The organism is Sphingomonas sp. 2378 (assembly GCF_038084995.1).
Lineage (GTDB): Bacteria > Pseudomonadota > Alphaproteobacteria > Sphingomonadales > Sphingomonadaceae > Sphingomonas.
In genome coordinates, this window is sequence record NZ_JAXCMJ010000039.1 from 14579 (window position 1) to 32464 (window position 17886).

General features: G+C 66.8%; 24 protein-coding genes. 5 read left to right on the forward strand and 19 right to left on the reverse strand.

The genetic code is table 11. From position 1 onward, the window contains the following. Nucleotides 1–166: 166 nt before the first annotated feature. The 8 genes from SM191_RS15650 to SM191_RS15685 form a co-directional block, all read right to left on the reverse strand. Nucleotides 167–520 (reverse strand): dihydroneopterin aldolase, encoded by a 354-nt coding sequence (locus SM191_RS15650; protein ID WP_306999411.1) that lies wholly within the window; start codon nt 518–520, stop codon nt 167–169. Next, a complete protein-coding gene (locus tag SM191_RS15655) occupies nt 517–1263 on the reverse strand; it encodes an SDR family oxidoreductase (RefSeq protein ID WP_341507006.1) in 747 nt (248 codons plus the stop codon). The genes SM191_RS15650 and SM191_RS15655 overlap by 4 nt, the downstream gene beginning before the upstream one ends. Next, nucleotides 1260–1886 (reverse strand): GTP cyclohydrolase I FolE, encoded by a 627-nt coding sequence (folE, locus tag SM191_RS15660; RefSeq protein ID WP_341507007.1) that lies wholly within the window; start codon nt 1884–1886, stop codon nt 1260–1262. The genes SM191_RS15655 and folE overlap by 4 nt, the downstream gene beginning before the upstream one ends. Nucleotides 1887–2076: 190 nt before the next feature. Then, nucleotides 2077–2919 (reverse strand): S-formylglutathione hydrolase, encoded by an 843-nt coding sequence (gene fghA / locus SM191_RS15665; RefSeq protein ID WP_341507008.1) that lies wholly within the window; start codon nt 2917–2919, stop codon nt 2077–2079. Beyond that, the gene (gene purU / locus SM191_RS15670; RefSeq protein WP_341507009.1) at nt 2916–3776 is read right to left on the reverse strand and encodes a formyltetrahydrofolate deformylase; all 861 of its coding nucleotides are present in this window, start codon (nt 3774–3776) and stop codon (nt 2916–2918) included. Before purU ends, fghA begins: the two co-directional genes overlap by 4 nt. Beyond that, the gene (locus tag SM191_RS15675) at nt 3773–4162 is read right to left on the reverse strand and encodes a VOC family protein (RefSeq protein ID WP_306999403.1); all 390 of its coding nucleotides are present in this window, start codon (nt 4160–4162) and stop codon (nt 3773–3775) included. The genes purU and SM191_RS15675 overlap by 4 nt, the downstream gene beginning before the upstream one ends. Beyond that, complete coding sequence (locus SM191_RS15680; RefSeq protein ID WP_341507010.1) at nt 4162–4548, reverse strand: VOC family protein; 387 nt, start codon at nt 4546–4548, stop codon at nt 4162–4164. The genes SM191_RS15675 and SM191_RS15680 overlap by 1 nt, the downstream gene beginning before the upstream one ends. Beyond that, nucleotides 4548–5660 carry an S-(hydroxymethyl)glutathione dehydrogenase/class III alcohol dehydrogenase gene (locus SM191_RS15685; RefSeq protein WP_306999398.1) on the reverse strand — a complete coding sequence of 371 codons (1113 nt, stop codon included), beginning with the start codon at nt 5658–5660 and terminating at the stop codon, nt 4548–4550. Before SM191_RS15685 ends, SM191_RS15680 begins: the two co-directional genes overlap by 1 nt. 107 nt (nt 5661–5767) lie before the next feature. Here SM191_RS15685 and SM191_RS15690 point away from each other — a divergent pair, with 107 nt between their 5' ends. Further along, a complete protein-coding gene (locus tag SM191_RS15690; RefSeq protein WP_307003134.1) occupies nt 5768–5971 on the forward strand; it encodes a DUF2945 domain-containing protein in 204 nt (67 codons plus the stop codon). A gap of 57 nt (nt 5972–6028) precedes the next feature. Then, a complete protein-coding gene (locus SM191_RS15695; protein WP_007405135.1) occupies nt 6029–6289 on the forward strand; it encodes an SWIB/MDM2 domain-containing protein in 261 nt (86 codons plus the stop codon). Between the two features lie 53 nt (nt 6290–6342). On the opposite strand, the gene SM191_RS15700 is transcribed toward SM191_RS15695, so the two are convergent. From SM191_RS15700 to SM191_RS15730, 7 genes are all read right to left on the reverse strand, one after another. Further along, on the reverse strand, nt 6343–6759 hold the full coding sequence (locus tag SM191_RS15700; RefSeq protein ID WP_341507011.1) for a hypothetical protein: 417 nt from the start codon (nt 6757–6759) through the stop codon (nt 6343–6345). 166 nt (nt 6760–6925) lie between these two features. Continuing rightward, on the reverse strand, nt 6926–7702 hold the full coding sequence (gene xth, locus SM191_RS15705; protein ID WP_341507012.1) for an exodeoxyribonuclease III: 777 nt from the start codon (nt 7700–7702) through the stop codon (nt 6926–6928). A 1-nt stretch (nt 7703) separates the two neighbouring features. Next, complete coding sequence (gene erpA, locus SM191_RS15710; RefSeq protein ID WP_341507013.1) at nt 7704–8042, reverse strand: iron-sulfur cluster insertion protein ErpA; 339 nt, start codon at nt 8040–8042, stop codon at nt 7704–7706. Between the two features lie 186 nt (nt 8043–8228). Beyond that, nucleotides 8229–8975 carry a M23 family metallopeptidase gene (locus SM191_RS15715; RefSeq protein ID WP_341507014.1) on the reverse strand — a complete coding sequence of 249 codons (747 nt, stop codon included), beginning with the start codon at nt 8973–8975 and terminating at the stop codon, nt 8229–8231. Nucleotides 8976–9060: 85 nt separating this feature from the next. Continuing rightward, nucleotides 9061–9885, reverse strand: a complete 825-nt coding sequence (locus SM191_RS15720; protein WP_341507015.1) for a ferritin-like domain-containing protein — start codon at nt 9883–9885, stop codon at nt 9061–9063. Continuing rightward, nucleotides 9882–10337, reverse strand: coding sequence for a peroxiredoxin (locus SM191_RS15725; RefSeq protein WP_306999385.1), 456 nt, complete (start codon nt 10335–10337; stop codon nt 9882–9884). Before SM191_RS15725 ends, SM191_RS15720 begins: the two co-directional genes overlap by 4 nt. Beyond that, complete coding sequence (locus SM191_RS15730; protein ID WP_341507016.1) at nt 10324–13014, reverse strand: bifunctional [glutamine synthetase] adenylyltransferase/[glutamine synthetase]-adenylyl-L-tyrosine phosphorylase; 2691 nt, start codon at nt 13012–13014, stop codon at nt 10324–10326. Before SM191_RS15730 ends, SM191_RS15725 begins: the two co-directional genes overlap by 14 nt. Before the next feature lie 107 nt (nt 13015–13121). On the opposite strand from SM191_RS15730, the gene SM191_RS15735 reads away from it, so the two are divergent. Beyond that, nucleotides 13122–13313, forward strand: a complete 192-nt coding sequence (locus SM191_RS15735; RefSeq protein ID WP_341507017.1) for a hypothetical protein — start codon at nt 13122–13124, stop codon at nt 13311–13313. On the opposite strand, the gene SM191_RS15740 is transcribed toward SM191_RS15735, so the two are convergent. The 4 genes from SM191_RS15740 to SM191_RS15755 all read right to left on the reverse strand — a co-directional run bounded on the left by SM191_RS15740 (nt 13301) and on the right by SM191_RS15755 (nt 15709). Beyond that, nucleotides 13301–13903 (reverse strand): class I SAM-dependent DNA methyltransferase, encoded by a 603-nt coding sequence (locus SM191_RS15740; protein ID WP_341507018.1) that lies wholly within the window; start codon nt 13901–13903, stop codon nt 13301–13303. The genes SM191_RS15735 and SM191_RS15740 overlap by 13 nt on opposite strands. A 54-nt stretch (nt 13904–13957) precedes the next feature. Beyond that, nucleotides 13958–14605: a sigma-70 family RNA polymerase sigma factor gene (locus SM191_RS15745; protein WP_267434811.1), complete on the reverse strand. Its 648-nt coding sequence runs from the start codon at nt 14603–14605 to the stop codon at nt 13958–13960. Nucleotides 14606–14707: 102 nt separating this feature from the next. Then, nucleotides 14708–14845, reverse strand: coding sequence for a hypothetical protein (locus SM191_RS15750; RefSeq protein ID WP_261270938.1), 138 nt, complete (start codon nt 14843–14845; stop codon nt 14708–14710). Nucleotides 14846–14908: 63 nt separating this feature from the next. After that, entirely contained in the window at nt 14909–15709 is an 801-nt protein-coding gene (locus SM191_RS15755; RefSeq protein WP_267434813.1) for a response regulator, read from the reverse strand. A gap of 269 nt (nt 15710–15978) precedes the next feature. Here SM191_RS15755 and SM191_RS15760 point away from each other — a divergent pair, with 269 nt between their 5' ends. Together SM191_RS15760 and SM191_RS15765 are read left to right on the forward strand one after the other, a co-directional pair. Beyond that, complete coding sequence (locus SM191_RS15760) at nt 15979–16128, forward strand: NepR family anti-sigma factor (protein ID WP_267434814.1); 150 nt, start codon at nt 15979–15981, stop codon at nt 16126–16128. An 11-nt stretch (nt 16129–16139) separates the two neighbouring features. Continuing rightward, nucleotides 16140–17726 (forward strand): sensor histidine kinase, encoded by a 1587-nt coding sequence (locus tag SM191_RS15765; protein ID WP_445949874.1) that lies wholly within the window; start codon nt 16140–16142, stop codon nt 17724–17726. Nucleotides 17727–17886: the final 160 nt, after the last annotated feature.

Genomic DNA, 17886 nt, shown 5'->3' on the forward strand with positions numbered 1-17886 from the left:
GGGCAACTTGCCAACAGCATCGCTACGGCAACCCGGTAAAGGGTCCGCTGGGGTCTCGACTTGATCACCGTGCTGCTTTCCGCCCTGTTTGCGGCGGCGGCTTAGGACGGCTCCGGCCCCTTTCGCAACAGATTGATGACAGTCCAGTGATATTTCCGTGACAGCGTCAGCGCGTCCGCTCGATCTCACACCCCACGCGCGCATCGGGATAGATGCCGGTCTTCATCGACCGGACCCTGACCGCCGTGACGCGCGCATCGGCCAGACAGAGCGTCGCGATCGACTCGCACAGGCTTTCCTGCAATGCAAAGCCCGGACCGTCCGCCATCGCCACGATGCCCTCGCGCAGGAAATCATAGTCCAACACCTCCTCGATCCGGTCGGTGCCGGGGGCGGCGGGATAGGTGACGGTCATGGCGACCCAAAGGGTGACCGGCTGCGGCTCGGCCTCGTGCGGGTGGATGCCCAGCCGCATCGCGACCCGCAGTTCGTCGAGCAGGATGGTATAGGTCGCGCTCATACCCGCCCCTCGAACATCACGTCGCCCTCGCGGCGGCAGAAGCGCTGGCCGCAATCGACGTACAGCGTCTGGCCGCGAATGCCGCTGGCGGTCAGCAGAAAGGACACCGCCTCCGCCACGGCGCCTGCGCCGATGGGACGACCGAGCAGGTTCTTGGTCGAGGCCTGGGCAAACTCTTCATCGGTCTGGTCGCCGCTTTGCAGGGTCAGGCCGGGGGCGACGGCGTTGACCGCGATGCGCGGCCCCAGCGCCTGGGCGAGCATCGTGTTCGCCCCCGCGAGCGCGAACTTGGCGCAGCTATAGGCGAAGAAATCGGGGTTGGGATTGGCCAGCTTCTGGTCGAGGATATCGACCACCGCGCCGTCCGTCACATCGTCCTGCCGCGCCAGGGCCGATGTCAGCAGCGCAGGTGCGGCGGCGTTGATCGCGTAGAGCGTCGCCATCAGGGTCGCTTCCGGCTCCGGCGGTCGATCGAAGACGAAGGCGGAGGCGCTGTTGACCAGTCCGTCGATCGGGCCGCCCGCCGCGTCCCTTGCGCGGCAGAACAGCGCGTCGATGCCGTCGAGGTCGGACAGGTCGCCCTGTACGGCCACCGCGCCCAACTCCACCGCCAGCGCCGCCGCCTCATGGACCGAGCCGTTATAATGGATCACCACCCGATGCCCGTCCGCCGCCAGCCGCCGGGCGATCGCCGCGCCCAGCCTTTTGGCCGCGCCGGTCACCAGGACGGTGCGGCTCCTCATCCGCCCAGCCCCATCAGCGACAGGACTTCCTTGCGGCTGCGGTCGTCCTCGCGGAACACGCCCATCATCCGGCTGGTCACCATCGACACGCCGGGCGTGCGGACGCCGCGCGCGGTCATGCAGGCATGGGTCGCCTCGATCACCACCGCGACGCCCAAAGGCTTCAGATTCTCCCAGATACAATCGGCGACCTCGGCGGTCAGCCGCTCCTGCACCTGCAAGCGGCGGGCGAAACCGTGCAGGACGCGGGCGAGCTTGGAGATGCCGACGACATGGTTGCGCGGAAGGTAGGCGATATGCGCGCGACCGATGATCGGGGCCATGTGATGCTCGCAATGCGACTGGAAGGGGATATCCTTCAGCAGCACGATCTCGTCATAGCCGCCGACCTCCTCGAACACGCGCGAGAGGTGGACGGAGGGGTCGTCGCCATAGCCGGCGCAATATTCGGCCCATGCCCGCGCGACACGCTTCGGCGTATCGACCAGCCCCTCGCGCGTGGGGTCGTCACCCGCCCAGGCGATCAGCGTGCGGATGGCGTCGGCGACATGATCCGGCACGGCGATCTTGCCATCCTCACCGATCAGGTCGCCATCCTCCGGGTCGCCATGGGCGCAACTCATATCTCGTCCTTCACGTCAAAGCGGGTGCGATAGCGGATCGTTTGTGAGGGTGCAAAGATGCGTCCTTTCATCCCCACCCCTACCCCACGCCCGTTCGGCCTGAGCGAAGTCGAAGGCCATGCTAAAACGCCTGAACCGAACGGTTTCCCTTGGCCTTCGACTTCGCTCAGGCTGAACGGAGGTTGGGGATTTAGCGCCGCAACCGCTCCGCCGCCCAGGCCACATGGTCGGCCATGAAGGTCGAGATGAAGTTGTAGCTATGGTCGTATCCCGGCTGCATCCGCAGGGTCAGGGCCATCCCGGCCTTTTCGCACGCCTCGGCCAGCAATTCGGGGCGGAGTTGCTCGGTCAGGAACTGGTCGGCATCGCCCTGGTCGACCAGCAGGTCGGCAACCCGCGCGCCGTCCTCGATCAGCGCGACCGTGTCCGCTTGTCGCCATGCCGCCCGGTCCAGCCCGAGATAACCGCTCAGCGCCTTCTCCCCCCACGGCACCTGCGATGGCGCGACGATGGGGGCAAAGGCCGACACGCTGCGGAAGCGATCGGGATTGCGCAGAACGATGGTCAGCGCGCCGTGACCGCCCATCGAATGGCCGGTGATGGCTTGCGCGCCCAGGTCGGCGACCGGGAAATTTTCGGCGATCAGCGCGGGCAGTTCCTGTTCGATATAGGTCCGCATGCGGAAATGCTCCGCCCAGGGCTCCTCCGTCGCATCGACATAGAAGCCCGCGCCCTGCCCCATGTCATAGGCGTCGTCATCGGCGACCCCCTCCCCGCGCGGCGAGGTGTCGGGGGCGATGAAGATCACACGGTGCTCGGCGCACGGTGCCCGGAACTCGCCCTTGTCGGTGACATTGGCATGGGTGCAGGTCAGCCCCGACAGATACCAGAGGACGGGCAGCTTCTCGCCCTCCTCATGCTCCGGCACGAAGACCGAGAAGGTCATGCGCGTCCCCGTCGCCGCGCTGTCATGCGCATAGACGCCCTGCACGCCGCCATGCGCTTTGGAGGTCGAAATCGTCTCGATCGTCATCGGAACACCACCGTCCGGTTGTCATTGAGGAACACCCGCCGCTCGCCCACCCAGGCGACCGCGCGGGCCAGCACCTGTGCCTCGATATCGCGGCCGATGCGGATGAGGTCGTCGATACTGGCGCGGTGATCGACACGCTCCACCGCCTGTTCGATGATCGGCCCTTCGTCGAGATCCGCCGTCACGAAATGCGCGGTCGCGCCGATCAGCTTCACCCCGCGGGCATGCGCGCGATGATAGGGCTGCGCACCCTTGAAGCCGGGCAGGAAGCTGTGATGGATGTTGATGCACCGCCCCGGCAACGCCGCGACCAGCCGCTCGCCCAGCACCTGCATATAGCGGGCAAGGACGAGGTAATCGGCCCGCGTCTCGTCCATCAGGGACAGCATCGCCGCTTCCTGCTCGGCGCGATTGGCGTCGCTGACCGGCAAATAATGCCAGGGCAGGCCATGCCACTCGACCAAGCCACGCAGGCTGTCATGGTTGGACACCACGCCGACGATCTCGACCGGCAGCGTGTTGGTCCGCCAGCGATGCAGCAGGTCGTTCAGGCAGTGCGAGCCCTTCGACACGGCGATCAGCATCCGGGGCCGCTCGGTGGCGGGCGCGACATGCCAGTCGAATCCGAAGCGCGCGGCGGGCTCGGCCAGCGCCGCCCTCACCCCCTCGACCGAGGCCGGGAACCGCGCGCCCTGCCCGGTGAAGACGATGCGCAGGAAGAAGCGCCCCGTCTCCAGATCGGCATATTGCTGGCTGTCGAGGATGAACCCGTCGATCCCGGCCAGCGCACCCGACACGGCGGCGACGATGCCGACCCGGTCCTGGCACGCCAGCGTCAGGATATAGTCGGCGCTCATGCGGCAGGGAGGCGACAACCCAGGCACAGCTTGTTGCCGTCCGGGTCGCGCAGATAGCCGAGATGGGCCTTGCCCATGCCGGTATCACGCTCACCGACCGGCCCCTCGATCGCGGTGCCGCCATGCGCCACACCCGCCGCATGGGCCGCTTCGACCTGTGCGGGATCGGCGGCGCCCAGGCCGATCGTGCCACCATTGGCGTGGGTGGCGGGCTGTCCGTCGATCGGGCGGGTCACGATGAAGATCGACCCATTGTGCAGATACATGACGCGCTCAAGCTCGGGATGCTGGCGCCCCGGCTGGCCGCCCAGCGCCGTGAACAGCGCGTCGTAAAACACCTTGGACCGGGCAATGTCGTTCGATCCGACCATGATATGGGTGTACATCAGTTCGCCTCCACCAGATGCCGTGCGCACAGCTTGTTGCCGGCTGGATCGCGCAAATAAGCCAGATAGACCTTGCCCACCGGCGGATGGCGATAGCCCGGCGGGTCCTCGATCGCCATGCCGCCATGCGCGAGCCCCGCCGCGTACCAGGCATCGGCCTGTTCGGGCGAGTCCACCGCAAAGCCCAGCGTCCCGCCATTGGCATGGGTCGCGGGCTCGCCGTTCAGCGGACGGGTAATCAGGAAGCGCCCGCCCTTATGGCTGTAAACCAGCCGCCCGAGCGGATCGACCACCCCCTCGGGTACGCCGATCGCGCCCAGGATCGCGTCGTAGAAGCGCTTGGCCTGGGCGATATCGTTCGCCCCGAGCACGACATGGCTGAACATCAGAAGATCACCACGCTGCGGATGCTCTCGCCCGCGTGCATCAGGTCGAAGCCCTTGTTGATCTCCTCCAGCGTCAGCCGGTGGGTGATCATCGGGTCGATCTCGATCTTGCCGTTCATATACCAGTCGACGATCTTGGGCGTGTCGGTCCGCCCGCGCGCGCCGCCGAACGCGGTGCCCCGCCAGTTGCGCCCCGTCACCAGTTGGAACGGGCGCGTGCTGATCTCCTTGCCCGCCTCGGCCACGCCGATGATGATCGAGGTGCCCCAGCCGCGATGGCACGCCTCCAGCGCGGTGCGCATCACCTCGGTATTGCCGGTCGCGTCGAAGCTGTAATCCGCGCCGCCATCGGTGAGTTCGAGGATCTTGGCGATCGTCTCCTCGCGGCTCAGCCCCTTGGAGTTGAGGAAATGGGTCATGCCGAAGCGCCGCCCCCATTCCTCGCGATCGGGATTGATGTCGACGCCGATGATCCGGCCCGCACCGGCGAGCCTGGCCCCCTGGATGACGTTCAGGCCGATGCCGCCCAGCCCGAAGACGACGATATTCTCGCCCGGCTGAACCTTGGCGGTGTTGACCACCGCACCCACGCCCGTCGTCACGCCGCAGCCGATATAGCAGCTCGTGTCGAACGGCGCGTCCTCGCGGATCTTCGCCACCGCGATCTCCGGCAGGACGGTGAAGTTCGAGAAGGTGGAGCAGCCCATATAATGGAAGATCGGCTGCCCCTTGTAGCTGAAGCGGGTCGTGCCGTCGGGCATCAGCCCTTTCCCTTGCGTCGCGCGGATCGCGGTGCACAGGTTGGTCTTGCCCGACAGGCACGACTTACACTGGCGGCATTCGGGCGTGTAGAGCGGGATGACGTGATCGCCCGGCACCACGGATGTGACACCCGCGCCGACCTCGCGCACGATGCCGCAGCCTTCATGGCCCAGCACGCTGGGGAACAGTCCCTCGCTGTCGAGGCCGTCCAGCGTATAGGCGTCGGTGTGGCAGATGCCGGTCGCCATGATCTCGACCAGGACTTCACCGGCCTTGGGGCCTTCCAGATCGAGTTCGACGATTTCGAGCGGCTTCTTCGCTTCGAAGGCGACGGCGGCGCGGGTCTTCATGGGTTCCTGTCTCCTTGGATGGCCGCCCTGATGCCGCGTCGCGCGCGCCCATGCAACCAAGGATGACCCCGGCGGATTGATGCGGATCACAACCCGGGAGAGCGATGATGACCGAGTTCAAGAAGGGCGATCATGTCGAATGGAACAGCCATGGCGGCACCGCCGAGGGCAAGGTCGTCAAGAAGCAGACCAGCGACACGACCATCAAGGGCCACACCGTCCGCGCATCCAAGGATGCACCGCAATACATAGTAGAGAGTGACAACGGCGGAAAGGCAGCGCACAAGGCGGACGCGCTTAAGAAGGCGTGATTCACGCGCGACCCGCCGACCAGGCCGGGACGCAGAAGGATTAAGGGAAGGAAACACATGGCCACCGCAACCACGGGCACCGGCATCCACGCACCGGTCCAGCCGTCCGAGGAACTGGGCGCGATCGTCGGCAACGAGAAGCTGCCGCGCAGCCAGGTCATCAGCAAGGTGTGGGACTATATCAAGGCCAACAACCTGCAGAACCCGGAAAACAAGCGGGAAATCCTGGCCGACGACAAGCTGAAGAAGGTGTTCGGCAAGGACAAGTGCACCATGTTCGAGATGAACAAGTTCATCTCGGCGCACCTGAAGAAGTAAGCCTTCACCGCGCTCCGGTCCGTCGGGCCGGAGCGCCCTTCCCCGCCGCGCCGCTATCGCAGGTCGAGGACCAGCGGTTTGCGCGCGGCGGGCGTCGCGGACGGGCCCGGTGCCCGCGTCTTCGCGGCCCGATCGGGCGACACGGTGTCGCCTTGCGCATTCGATATCGGCGAAGACGCCGTATCGCCGACATTCCGCGCTTCGATCTGGTTCAGCCGCTGCTCGACCAGTTGCGCGTCGAGCAACTTGCGATCGCCCTGCATCGCCGCGACCTGCACCTCCAGCGCCGCCACACGCTGTTCCAGCACCTTCACGCGCACCTGATCCTCGGTCTGCCCGACGATCTCCTTCGCCGCCTTTTCCTGGCGCACCCGCTCCTGTGCGTCCGCATCGGCGACCCGCGCGTCGGGACTGCCGCGCTGGTCACAGGCAGCGAGGGTGAGAAGGATCAGGATAGCGGCGCGGCGCATCGATGGTCTCGGATAGTTGAGCGTGGAGGCCATATCAAATCCTCCCCGGCACGGGGAGGTGGCGGGCCAAAGGCCTGACGGAGGGGGGCTTCCACAATAGACGCCCTCTGTGGCGATCCCCCTCCACCATGCTTCGCATGGTCCCCCTCCCCTTGCAGGGGAGGAATTACTGGTCCCGCAATCTCACCCAGGTCGGGGCATGATCGCTGGCCTTTTCCCGCCCGCGATAGCTTTTGTCGACACCTGCATCGACCAGCCGGTCGGCGGCCTGCGGGCTGAGCAGCAGATGGTCGATGCGGAAGCCCGCGTCACGCTGCCACGAGCCCGCCTGATAGTCCCAGAAGGTCCACACCCCGCCCTTGGGCGCCCGGGTGCGCAGCGAGTCCGTCCAGCCTTGCGCCAGCAACCGACGATAGGCGGCCCGGCTCTCCGGCTGCATCAGCGCGTCGCTGGCCATGGCCGCGACGGAGAAGGTGTCGTCGTCGTTGGGGATGACATTATAGTCCCCGGCCAGCACGGCCGGAACCTCCTCCGCCAGCAAGTCCCGCGCCCGCGCGGCCAGTCGCTCCATCCAGCGCAGCTTGTAATCGAATTTCGGCCCCGGCTGCGGATTGCCGTTGGGAAGATAGAGCGAAGCGACCACCAGCCCATCGACGTCGCATTCCAGATAGCGGCTCTGTTCGTCGTCGGGCTCGCCCGCCAGTCCGCGTTGCCGCTCGACCGGCTGGGTGCCGCGCGCGAGGATCGCGACGCCGTTCCAACTCTTCTGCCCGTGCCAGACCGCGCCATATCCCGCCGCCTCGATCTCGGCGATGGGGAAGCTTTCGTCGCTGGCCTTCAATTCCTGAAGGCAGACAATATCGGCCTCCGCCTCGCCAAGATATTCGAGCAGGCGCGGCAGACGGGCCTTGATCCCGTTGACGTTATAGGTGGTGATCTTCACGTCAGACCGAGAAGCTGGTGCCGCAGCCACAGCCCGAGGCGGCGTTGGGGTTCTCGACCCGGAATGCCGCGCCGCCGAGCGATTCGACATAATCCACCTCCGCACCGCGCACGAGGTCCAGGCTGATGCTGTCGACGACCAGACGGACGCCGTCGGTTTCGGCGATGACATCGTCCTCCGCCGGGCCATCGGCCAGCCCGAACTTATACTGGAAGCCCGAACAGCCGCCGCCCTCCACCGACAGACGCAGGATGGCGGGCTTGTTCTGCCGCTGGGCGATCGCCGCGACGCGAGACGCAGCGGCCGGGGTCAGCGCGATTTCGGAAATGCTGGTGGCCATGACGATCAGATAGGCGCGGGGGGCGAGTGGGGCAATCCCAGCGAGAGGACTATTCCTCCCCGGCACGGGGAGGGGGACCAGCGAAGCTGGTGGAGGGGGCGCGCCGCCAGCTTCGTCTTGTGTGGAAGCCCCCCTCCGTCAGGCCTTCGGCCTGCCACCTCCCCGTACCGGGGAGGATAAAAGGGATCAATCCTGCGCGGCGGGGCCGTCGGTGGAGACGGGGATCTGGTGGATCGCATGATCCTGCGACGCGGTCAGATAGTCGCCGGTGGTCAGGAAGGGGATCGGGTTGACCGCATGGCCATCCATGCGGACTTCGTAATGGAGGTGCGGGCCGGTCGAACGCCCGGTCGAGCCCATCAGGGCGATCAACTGGCCGCGCGTCACGCGGGCGCCATCGGCGACCAGGATCTTGGAGAGATGGCCATAGCGGGTCGCGATGCCCTTGCCATGATTGACCTCGACCAGATTGCCGTATCCGCCCTGCCAGCCCGCATGATCGACGATGCCGTCGGCGGTGGCGTAGATCGGCGTGCCGACGGGGCCCGGAATATCGACCCCGGCATGCATCGCGGCCGTGCCCCGGAACGGGTCGGAGCGGATACCGAAATTGCTGGTGAACTGAAGCTTTTCGACCGGATGGACCGAGGGGATCGCGATCACGCCCTTTTGCCCCGTGTCCATCTTCTTCCAGGTCTGGAACAGGGTACGGAACTGCTGGTCGGCGCGGATATCGGCGGAAGCCTCGGTGCTGTTGGCCGGGATGAACTCGCCACCGACGGCGGTCGGCGCATGATGCGGCGCGTTGGGTGCGCCGGGAGCGGAGGATGCCGCGATGGCCGCGTTGCCGGTCAGTGCGATGACGGCGGCGGTGCCAAGAACCGATCGGACGCGCGATGCAATCGATTTACCCGTAAACTGAAGCTGCGTCATCGAACCCCGACACTTCTGCGCCAGACACCCCCATGGCGGGTTTGCCGGCTTCGTCCATCCAATGCTGTTTCGCAGCCCCACCGCGTTACAGACGGTCAGCTTGTGCCGTCATGGGTTCCATGTCCGCAAGTGGTTCGTAGAAATCCCGCGTCAAACCGGCTGACTCGCGCGCCGAAACGTTGAACGGTGGCTTAACCGCCCCCCGAAAATGGCGGCGGACCAGCATCTGCCAGTGCGCGGCGGGTTCGATATCGTGCCCGGCGGCCAGATAGCCGAACCATTTCGCGCCGAAACCGACATGGCGAATCTCATCGGTATAGATGCGGTGGAGGATGCGCGCCGACGCCTCGTCACCGCCGCCGCGAAACCGCGCCACCGTCTCCGGCGTCACGTCGAGCCCGCGTGCCTCCAGCACCATCGGCACGATGGCGAGGCGCGCCATCGCGTCATGCGCGGTTTCCTCGGCCGCCTCCCACAATCCGGCATGGGCGGGCAATTCGCCATAGCCCGAACCCAAGGTGCGCAATCGCCGGTGCAGCACCGCGAAGTGCATCGCCTCGTCCGCGCCGACCGAAATCCAGTCGTCGACGAAGCTGCGCGGGAATTGCCCGCCGAACCGCCCCGCCGCGTCGAACGCCAGGTCGATCGCCGAAAACTCGATATGCGCCAGCGCGTGGAGCAGCGCGATCCGCCCCTTTTCCGATCCCCCGCGCCCGCGCTTGGGCATACGGTTGGGGGGCAGCAATTCGGGCCGGTCGGGCCGCCCCGGCGCATCGGGCATGGCGGTGTCGAAGCGATGCGCCAGCGCCCCCCGCCGCCACTCGCGCGCGACCTGCCGCGCCAGCCGTACCTTGGCCAGCGCCTCGCTCTCGCGCAGCACCGCCGCGCACCGTCCGGCGATCGTCGTCAAAGCGCGCGCGCCGCCTCCAGCACCGCCTCGGCATGGCCGGGCACCTTCACCTTGCGCCAGCTTCGCGCAAGCATCCCGTCGCGACCGAACAGGAAGGTCGCGCGCTCGATCCCCATATAGGCCTTGCCGTAGAGCATCTTCTCGCCCCAGACGCCGAACGCTTCGCAGGCCGCGCCGTCCTCATCGCTCGCCAGTTCGACGGTCAGCGCGTGCTTCTCCGCGAACTTGCGATGCTTGGCGGGGCTGTCCTTGGAAATGCCAAGCACCCGCACGCCCGCCTCGGCGAACGCCCCGGCCAGCGCGGTGAAGTCCTGCGCCTCGCGCGTGCAGCCGCTGGTGTCGTCCTTGGGATAGAAATAGACGACCAACGGCCCGGCCAATTCGCCCAGTGCCAGCGGCTCGCCCGCCGCCGTCGCGACCGTCACCGCCGGAATCGGATCACCCTGTTCCATCGCCCACTCCTTCTTGCCAGACCTGGCCGACCTCCTGCCGCGTCGCCTCCAGCGTGGCAACCACCATGTCCCAGTCGGCCAGCCCCATGGCGCGTGCGATCAGCGGGCGGGTCGGCTCTGGCGGCTCCTGCCCATCGGGCACCAGCAGGCGGAAGGCGACGAGCGCGCGGGTCAGCACGTCATGCGCCGTCGCCATGCCGGGGGGCATCAGCCCCTGCCCCACCAGAGCCGCGATCGCCCGGCCCAGATCGGGGTCAAAGCCGGTCCGCCAGGTCAGTTGCGTCCGGTGCACCGCGAATTCCAGATCGACCAGTCCGCCGGGCAGCAGCTTCACGTCCAGCGGTCCCTGCGGCGGCTTGTGCCGTGCCATCTCGGCCCGCATTTCCCCCGCCTCCGCCGCCACGTCACGCGGGGGGCGGTTGCCGTTCAGCACGTCGGCAATGACGGAGGCGACGGCGTTCCGCGCCTTCGCCGATCCATAAATGGGCCGGGCGCGGGTCAGTGCCATATGTTCCCAGGTCCAGGCATCCTCGCGTTGATAGCGCGCGAAACTCTCCACCGAGACGACCAGCGGCCCCTGCGTACCAGAGGGGCGAAGCCGGGTATCGACCGGATAGAGCGGCCCCGCCTGGGTCGGGACCGACAGCGCCGCCGTCACCCGCTGCGCCAGCCGGTTATAGTAAAGCGTCGCCCCCAGCGGCTTCGGCCCATCGGACTCGGCGGCGAAATCGCCGGTGAACAGATAGACGAGGTCGAGGTCCGATGCATGGGTCAGCGCCGCGCCGCCCATCCGGCCCAATGCCAGGATCACGAGTTCGCTATCGGGCACCCGGCCATGCGCTGTGACGAATTCGTCCACCGTCGCCTGTGCCAGCACCCCCACCGCCGCCTCGGCGACGCGCGCATAGCCGCCCGCCACCTCCAGCGGATCGGCCCGCCCCGCCACGATCTGCGCCCCCAAGGCGAACCGCAATTCGCCGACCACCCGGCGGACATGATCGAGCCTGTCCTGATAATCCTGCCCCGCCTCACCCCCCCGCATGGCGCGTTCCAGATGTTCGACGGCAGGCAGCGGCTCGAACGCGGAGGCGTCGATCAACCCGTCGAGCAGCGCCGGACGCCGGGCCAGTTCGCCCGCCAGTGGCGCCGCATGGCTGAGGATCTCGACGGTCAGGCTGGCGAGGCCGGGTCGCGCCTCCAGCAGGCGGAAGATGTTGATCGCGCTGGTCATCCGCTCGAACAGCGAATCGAGCTTGAGCAGCGCCGCATCGGGGTCCGGCGCCTCGCCCAATGCCTCGACCAGGGTCGGCAGCACCGCGTCCAGCGCCTCACGCGCCGCCGGACTGCGCAAGGCGGCATAGTCGCCGCCGCGCCACGCCGCGATCCGCCGCGCCGCCGCCTCGATATCGCGCAGCCCCGCCGCCGCCAGCCGCTGGTTGAGCAGCACCGGATCATGCGGCAGGCGCGGCCGCTCATCGGCATCGAGCGCGTCGTAGAACCGCCCGACCTTTGCCGTCACCGGGGCCAGCATCGCGACCAGCGCCTCGCCATCGGCCAGCCCGTGCAGTTGCGCCACCCGCCCCAATCCGTCGCCCAGCGGCAATTGATGGGTCTGGCGATCGTCGATCATCTGCACCCGGTGCTCGATGGTCCGCAGCAGGACATAGGCATCAGACAGCGCCGCCGCCTCCCCCGCATCGATCCGCCCGGCCTCCGCCAGCCGCGCCAGCGCGTCGCGGGTGGCGGGCGCGCGAAGGGCGGGGTCGCGGCCACCGTGGATCAACTGATGGATTTGCGCAAAGAATTCGATCTCGCGAATCCCGCCACGCCCGCGCTTGAGGTCATAGCCCGGCCCCATCGCCTGCCCCTGCGCATGATGGTCGCGGATACGATGGGTCAGGTCGCGAATCTCGCCCACCGCCCCGAAATCGAGCGCCCGCCGCCAGACGAACGGGCGGATCGCGTCGAGGAAGCGCTGTCCCAGCGCCATGTCCCCCGCCGCCGCGCGGGCGCGGATGAACGCCGCCCGCTCCCAGGTCAGCGCCTGGCTTTCATAATAGGCGATCGCCCCCTCCACCGGGATCGCGATCGGTGTCGCTTCGGGCGAGGGCCGCAGCCGCAGGTCGACGCGCAGCACATAGCCCTCGCCGTCGCGCGCCTGGAGCAGTTCGACCACCCGCTTGGCGATCCGGACCGCCGCATCCTCCGGCTCCTCGCGCGGGCGATGCGGCAGGGTCTTCGGGTCGAACAGCAGGATGGGGTCGATGTCGGACGAATAGTTGAGTTCGCGGCTACCCTGCTTGCCCAAGGCGATCGCAGCGAAGCCGACCGGCTCGGCGCCCGGCGTCCGCTCCTCGATCGCCGCCCGGACCGCACGGTCGAGCGCATGGTCGGCGAAATCGGTCAGCCGCCCCGTCACCTCGGTCAGGTCATAGACCCCCGCCAGATCGCCCAGCGCCACGGTCAAAGCCAGTGCGCGCCGCTGCCGCCGCAGTGCCGTTCCCACCGATAGATCGGGGTCGGGCGCGCTCGGCTCCGCCAGAATACCGTCCAGCGCCTTGGCTTCGATCTCCCGCTCCCGATCGAGCAGCATCGCCAGGAAGGAGGAATGCCGCCGCGCGCGGGCAACCGCATCGGGCAGGCTCATGATCGGGCCGCTGGCCGGAAACGCATTCATGCGTCCCGTCTATCCCGACGCGACACATGGACCAAGGCTTTCCATGTGATGACAAGAATCGCTTCATAATGTTTTGAACTTGTCAAGACCGAGTTCGTTATGATCGTATGACGACTACAGACCCCTGGACCAACGATATCCGGATCGTTCCCGCGCCGCGCCGCGTGGACGATATCGGCATGACGTTGCGCGCCGCCTTTTCGGAGCCGTCGCGGCTGCCCGATCCCTGGGTCCGGCTCCTGGCGCGCCTCGACCGGATTCGCGGCGTGTCCGGCACCCGGTCGGATCAGCTTCGATAATCCGACCGCCGGGCGTAGCAATGATGGTTGCCCCCCTCATCCCGATAGCACTCGACCAGTGGGCAACCGATCTCGTTGAGAATGCGGCGATACTCCGCAAGGCCGAGCGATCGGGAAAGTTGGCCGGTCAGGCTGTCGGTCCACTGACATGACTGTTCCGGTGCGCTGAACAGCAAATGCCCGCCGGGGTGCAGGATGTCGGCGATGCGGGCGAGGACCGGGCGCTGTCGCTCCTCGCTGAGCAGGAAGAGCAGTCCGACCATGACCGCGCCATCGTATCGGCGGTCGAAAAAGCGGCTGGCTTCGACCCCTTCCTCCGCCGTGACCGCGCTTGGCACATGGCGGCGATAGGCCGCCAGCAATGTCGGCGACGGATCGATCCCGAACATACGAAAGCCCGCATCGCTCAGCGCCCGCCCGATCGGGAGGCCGGTCCCACATCCGATATCCACGATCGCGCCGCCGGGACGGACATGTTCGGCCCAGCGAAGCACGACATCGACGCCGATATCGGTTCGGAGAGCGGCGAACCGCTCCGCCACCCCTTCCCAACCCAGCGAGGGATCACTCACCGCCGGGACCAGACGCAAAACGACCGCCCCGACCCATGGATCGACGCGGTCGCGAAATCATCGGACGCGGAATTACCGCCCGCCGCTCAACTGGTCGACATCGCCCATGATCGTGTCGAGCGCGGTCTTGCTGCTGTCGGTTTCGTGCAGGCGACGCGATGGCAGCGAGCCTTCGGTCAGGATCGCCTCCAGCGCGACGCGGCCACGCGCGACGCGGCTCTTGATCGTGCCGACCGCGACGTTGCAGATTTCCGCAGCCTCTTCATAGGCGAAGCCACCCGCACCGACCAGAATCAGAGCTTCGCGCTGCGGCTGCGGCAGGTGCATCAGCGCGCGTTGCATATCGCCCAGTTCGACATGGCGGTCCTGGCTGGCCGGAGCCGCCAGGATACGATCGGCGACCAGATCGTCCCACTCGCCCTTGAAGCGCGCACGACGCATCTGCGACAGATACAGGTTGCGCAGGATGATGAAGGTCCAGGCCCGCATGTTCGTGCCCGCCTGGAACCGCTTGCGCGCGGCCCAAGCCTTCAGCAGCGTCTCCTGCACCAGATCGTCGGCCAGATCGCGGCTGCCCGACAGCGAGCGGCCAAAGGCGCGAAGATGGGGAATCACGCGGGCCAGTTCCGTCTTGAACTCGGAATCATCCAGCGCGACGTGTTCGACCGGCGCATCGGGTGCGTCGTCTTCCAATTCGTCCCGCGTCAAAGGCTGCGTCATGAAAATCCGATCATCGGAAGCGGCCGAACACACGACCGCTTTGAAATATAGGGTACCGGCCCAAAATAGCCAGTCGTGTCAGAGCCCTAATCGGGCCTCGCGTCAGCGCAACACCAGGAAGGCGAAGATCACGATCACGAGGACCAGCGATATGGGCAGGATGTACCGCGTGACATGCGGCGTCGATCCTGCCCGAGCATCCTCTTTGGCGACATGAATGGGTTCATTGGGATCAGCCATGTCTGCCTCAACGTCTGTCAACCGTTTTGGGTCCGTAACCGAAACGCTTTCCTGTTCGGCCCCTTACTCGGCGGGAATGGTGGTCTGGTCGAAGAACAGCGCCTGGCTGATCGCCGCCTTCACGGTGGACCGCTGGAAGGGCTTGGTGATCAGGAAGGTCGGTTCGGGCCGTTCGCCGGTCAGCAGACGCTCGGGGAAGGCGGTGATGAAGATCACCGGCACCTCGAACTCGGCCAGGATGTCCTTGACCGCATCGATGCCCGAGCTGTCGTCGGCCAGCTGGATATCCGCCAGCACCAGGCCGGGGCGGTCCTCCATGGCCAGCGCCACGGCCTCGTCACGGGTGACGGCGACGCCGGTCACCTCATGGCCCAGGTCGCGCACGATCGTCTCGATATCCATCGCGATGATCGGCTCGTCCTCGATGATAAGAACGCGGGCGCGGGTCTGTTTCTCGATCTCGGCCAGCGCCTCGGAGACGAGATTCTCGACCTCGCTCGGCTCTACATCGATCAGATAGGCCGCGTCCTCGGGCGTGAAGCCTTCCATCGCGGTCAGGAGCAACGCCTGGCGCGACAGCGGCGTCATGCGGGCGAGACGCGCGCGGGCCACCCCCTCATTGCCGTCGGCGTCGACGCCTTCGCGATCAAGTTCGTCATAATTGGCCGAGGACCAGATGCCCTGGAACATGCGGTACAGGCCCAGCCGCGGATCGACATCGCGCGGAAACTGGTCCGGGGCCGCGACGATCGCTTCCAGCGTGGCGCGAACATATTTGTCGCCGTGCATCTGGCTGCCCGTCAGGGCCCGGCCATAGCGCCGCAGAAAGGGAAGATGGGGCGCAAGCTGCTGTCCAAGCGACATGGGTAATAATCACTCCCTGAGATATTCGCGGTGACTCATGTGCTGGCCGCCGCGCCGGTTTTCAATGCCGTTTCCCGAAATCCCCTCTGGCAGCCGCGAACGGAACCGACCTTCGGATTTTTCGTATCGCATCGGGAACCAACAAGATCGAATTTGGTTTCATCGCCACATCAACTATGGCTCTGGCGTAACGCCGACCGGCGGCGCCATGGTGCGTCGACACGTCGGTTGCCCCGCTTTGTGGGTCGTTGCAGGGGGATATTTTGAGTTTGGGCAACAAGACGAAGAAGACGCCGTCATCCGCTCCTCAAAAGGGTGGCGAGAAGGATGCGGGCTCGGCACTTCGCCAGGCGTATCAAAAGACCGTCGACGAAAAGATTCCTGACGAGATGCTTGACCTTCTCAGCAAGCTGGGTTGACGACCGGCCGCATGGCCAGCGCCCCATCCCAAGACACAGAGGTTCCCGAACGCCTCCGCCCCGCCCCGCCGCGTTTGACGACGGGCGCGAAACTCGTTTTCGTTCTTGGTGGTACCCTGTTGATCCTGGCCGCCATCGCGGTCTTCGCCACGCTTCAGACGACGCGGCTCGCCGATAGCGAGGCCAGCGGCCGGTTGCGCATCGCCGCGAACGAGGATGCGCGCGCCATCGCCACCGAGTTGATGGGCGACATGACCGCGCTGCGCGTCGCGGTGCGTGCCATGGGCCAGGACCCGCTCGACACGCCGAGCTGCGCACGGGCACAGGGCGTCTTCGCCCAGCAGTCGCTGACCGGCGCACGGTTCCTGATCACCGATCGTTCGGGGCGGACGCTGTGCGGCGATCCCCTGCCCGCCGCGCTGCCCATGCCGGTCAGCGGATCGCCGATCGGGGCCGACATCCTGCCGGGCAAGGGACTGGTCCTGTCGGTTGCGCATCAGGATGGACGGGCCCAGGCCCGCGCCTTCTTCCCGCTGCCCTTCCTTCAATCGCTGATCGATCAGAACAGCCATGCCAGCCCGATCGCCTCGGCACTGGAGCTGGACGGTGAATCGCTGACCTTGGAGGACATGCCGAAGCGCGGGGCGCTGGAGCGGATGAAGTCCATCCGCACCGAACTGGGCATTGCGGGCCTGGTCCTGCGCACCTCCGCGCTGAGTGCCCCCATCACCTCGTCGCTGATCGTCGCGCTGGCGCTGCCGCTGCTGATGTGGCTGGCGGCGGTGCTGATCGGATGGTTCGTGGTGGACCGGCTGCTCATCCGGCCGCTCCGCCAGTTGCGGGGCATCGTCGCCACCTATCAGCCCGGCGAAGTCCTGGACATCAGTCGGGTCGAGGCGGCCCCCGCCCAGGAAATCCGCGACCTGGCCGACACATTCGAGGCGATCACCCGGACCGTCGCGACCCACGAGGCCGGGCTTGCCGAAGGACTGGTACGCCAGACCAAATTGACCCGCGAGGTGCATCACCGGGTCAAGAACAACCTTCAGGTCATCTCCAGCCTCATCAACTTCCACGCGCGCGGCGCGACGGGCCCCGAGGCGATGGCGGCCTATTCCTCGATCCAGCGGCGGGTCGATGCCTTGGCGGTCGTCCACCGCCATCATTTCGCCGAGCTGGAGGAAAATCGCGGGCTGAACCTGCGCACGATGATCGGCGAGCTGGCCGCCAATATCCGCGCCACCGCGCCGGAGAATGCCGCCGGGATCGGCATCTCGCTCGACGTTGCGCCTCTCCTGGTCAACCAGGACGTGGCGGTTGCCGTTGCGTTCCTCGTGACCGAGACGATCGAACTGGCGATGAACTGCGACCCAGCGGCGCAGATCCGCGTCGCGATCAAGCCCACCGAGCAGGAGGGCCGTGCGGTCGTCCGGGTCGTATCGCGCGCCCTGGTCGAAACCGACGAGCTTCGCCACCTGATCGGCAAGCGTTATGGCCGGGTGATGGAAGGGCTGGCACGACAGCTTCGCGCCCCGCTGCACCATGATCCGCTGACCGGCGCCTATGAGATCGCCGTGCCGATCGTCGGGCGCGACTGACGTTCGGAAAAAGATTCGCAATTGCGAAAAAAGCCGGGAACCGACGGCCCGGCGGTGGGTTCTGCTCTTCGGATAGCGAACTTATGCCCCCCCGCTCTCGCTGTCCAAGACATAGGCCTGGAAGCGTCCACCCTCCCCCCCCCCGGTGACGCTTCCAGGC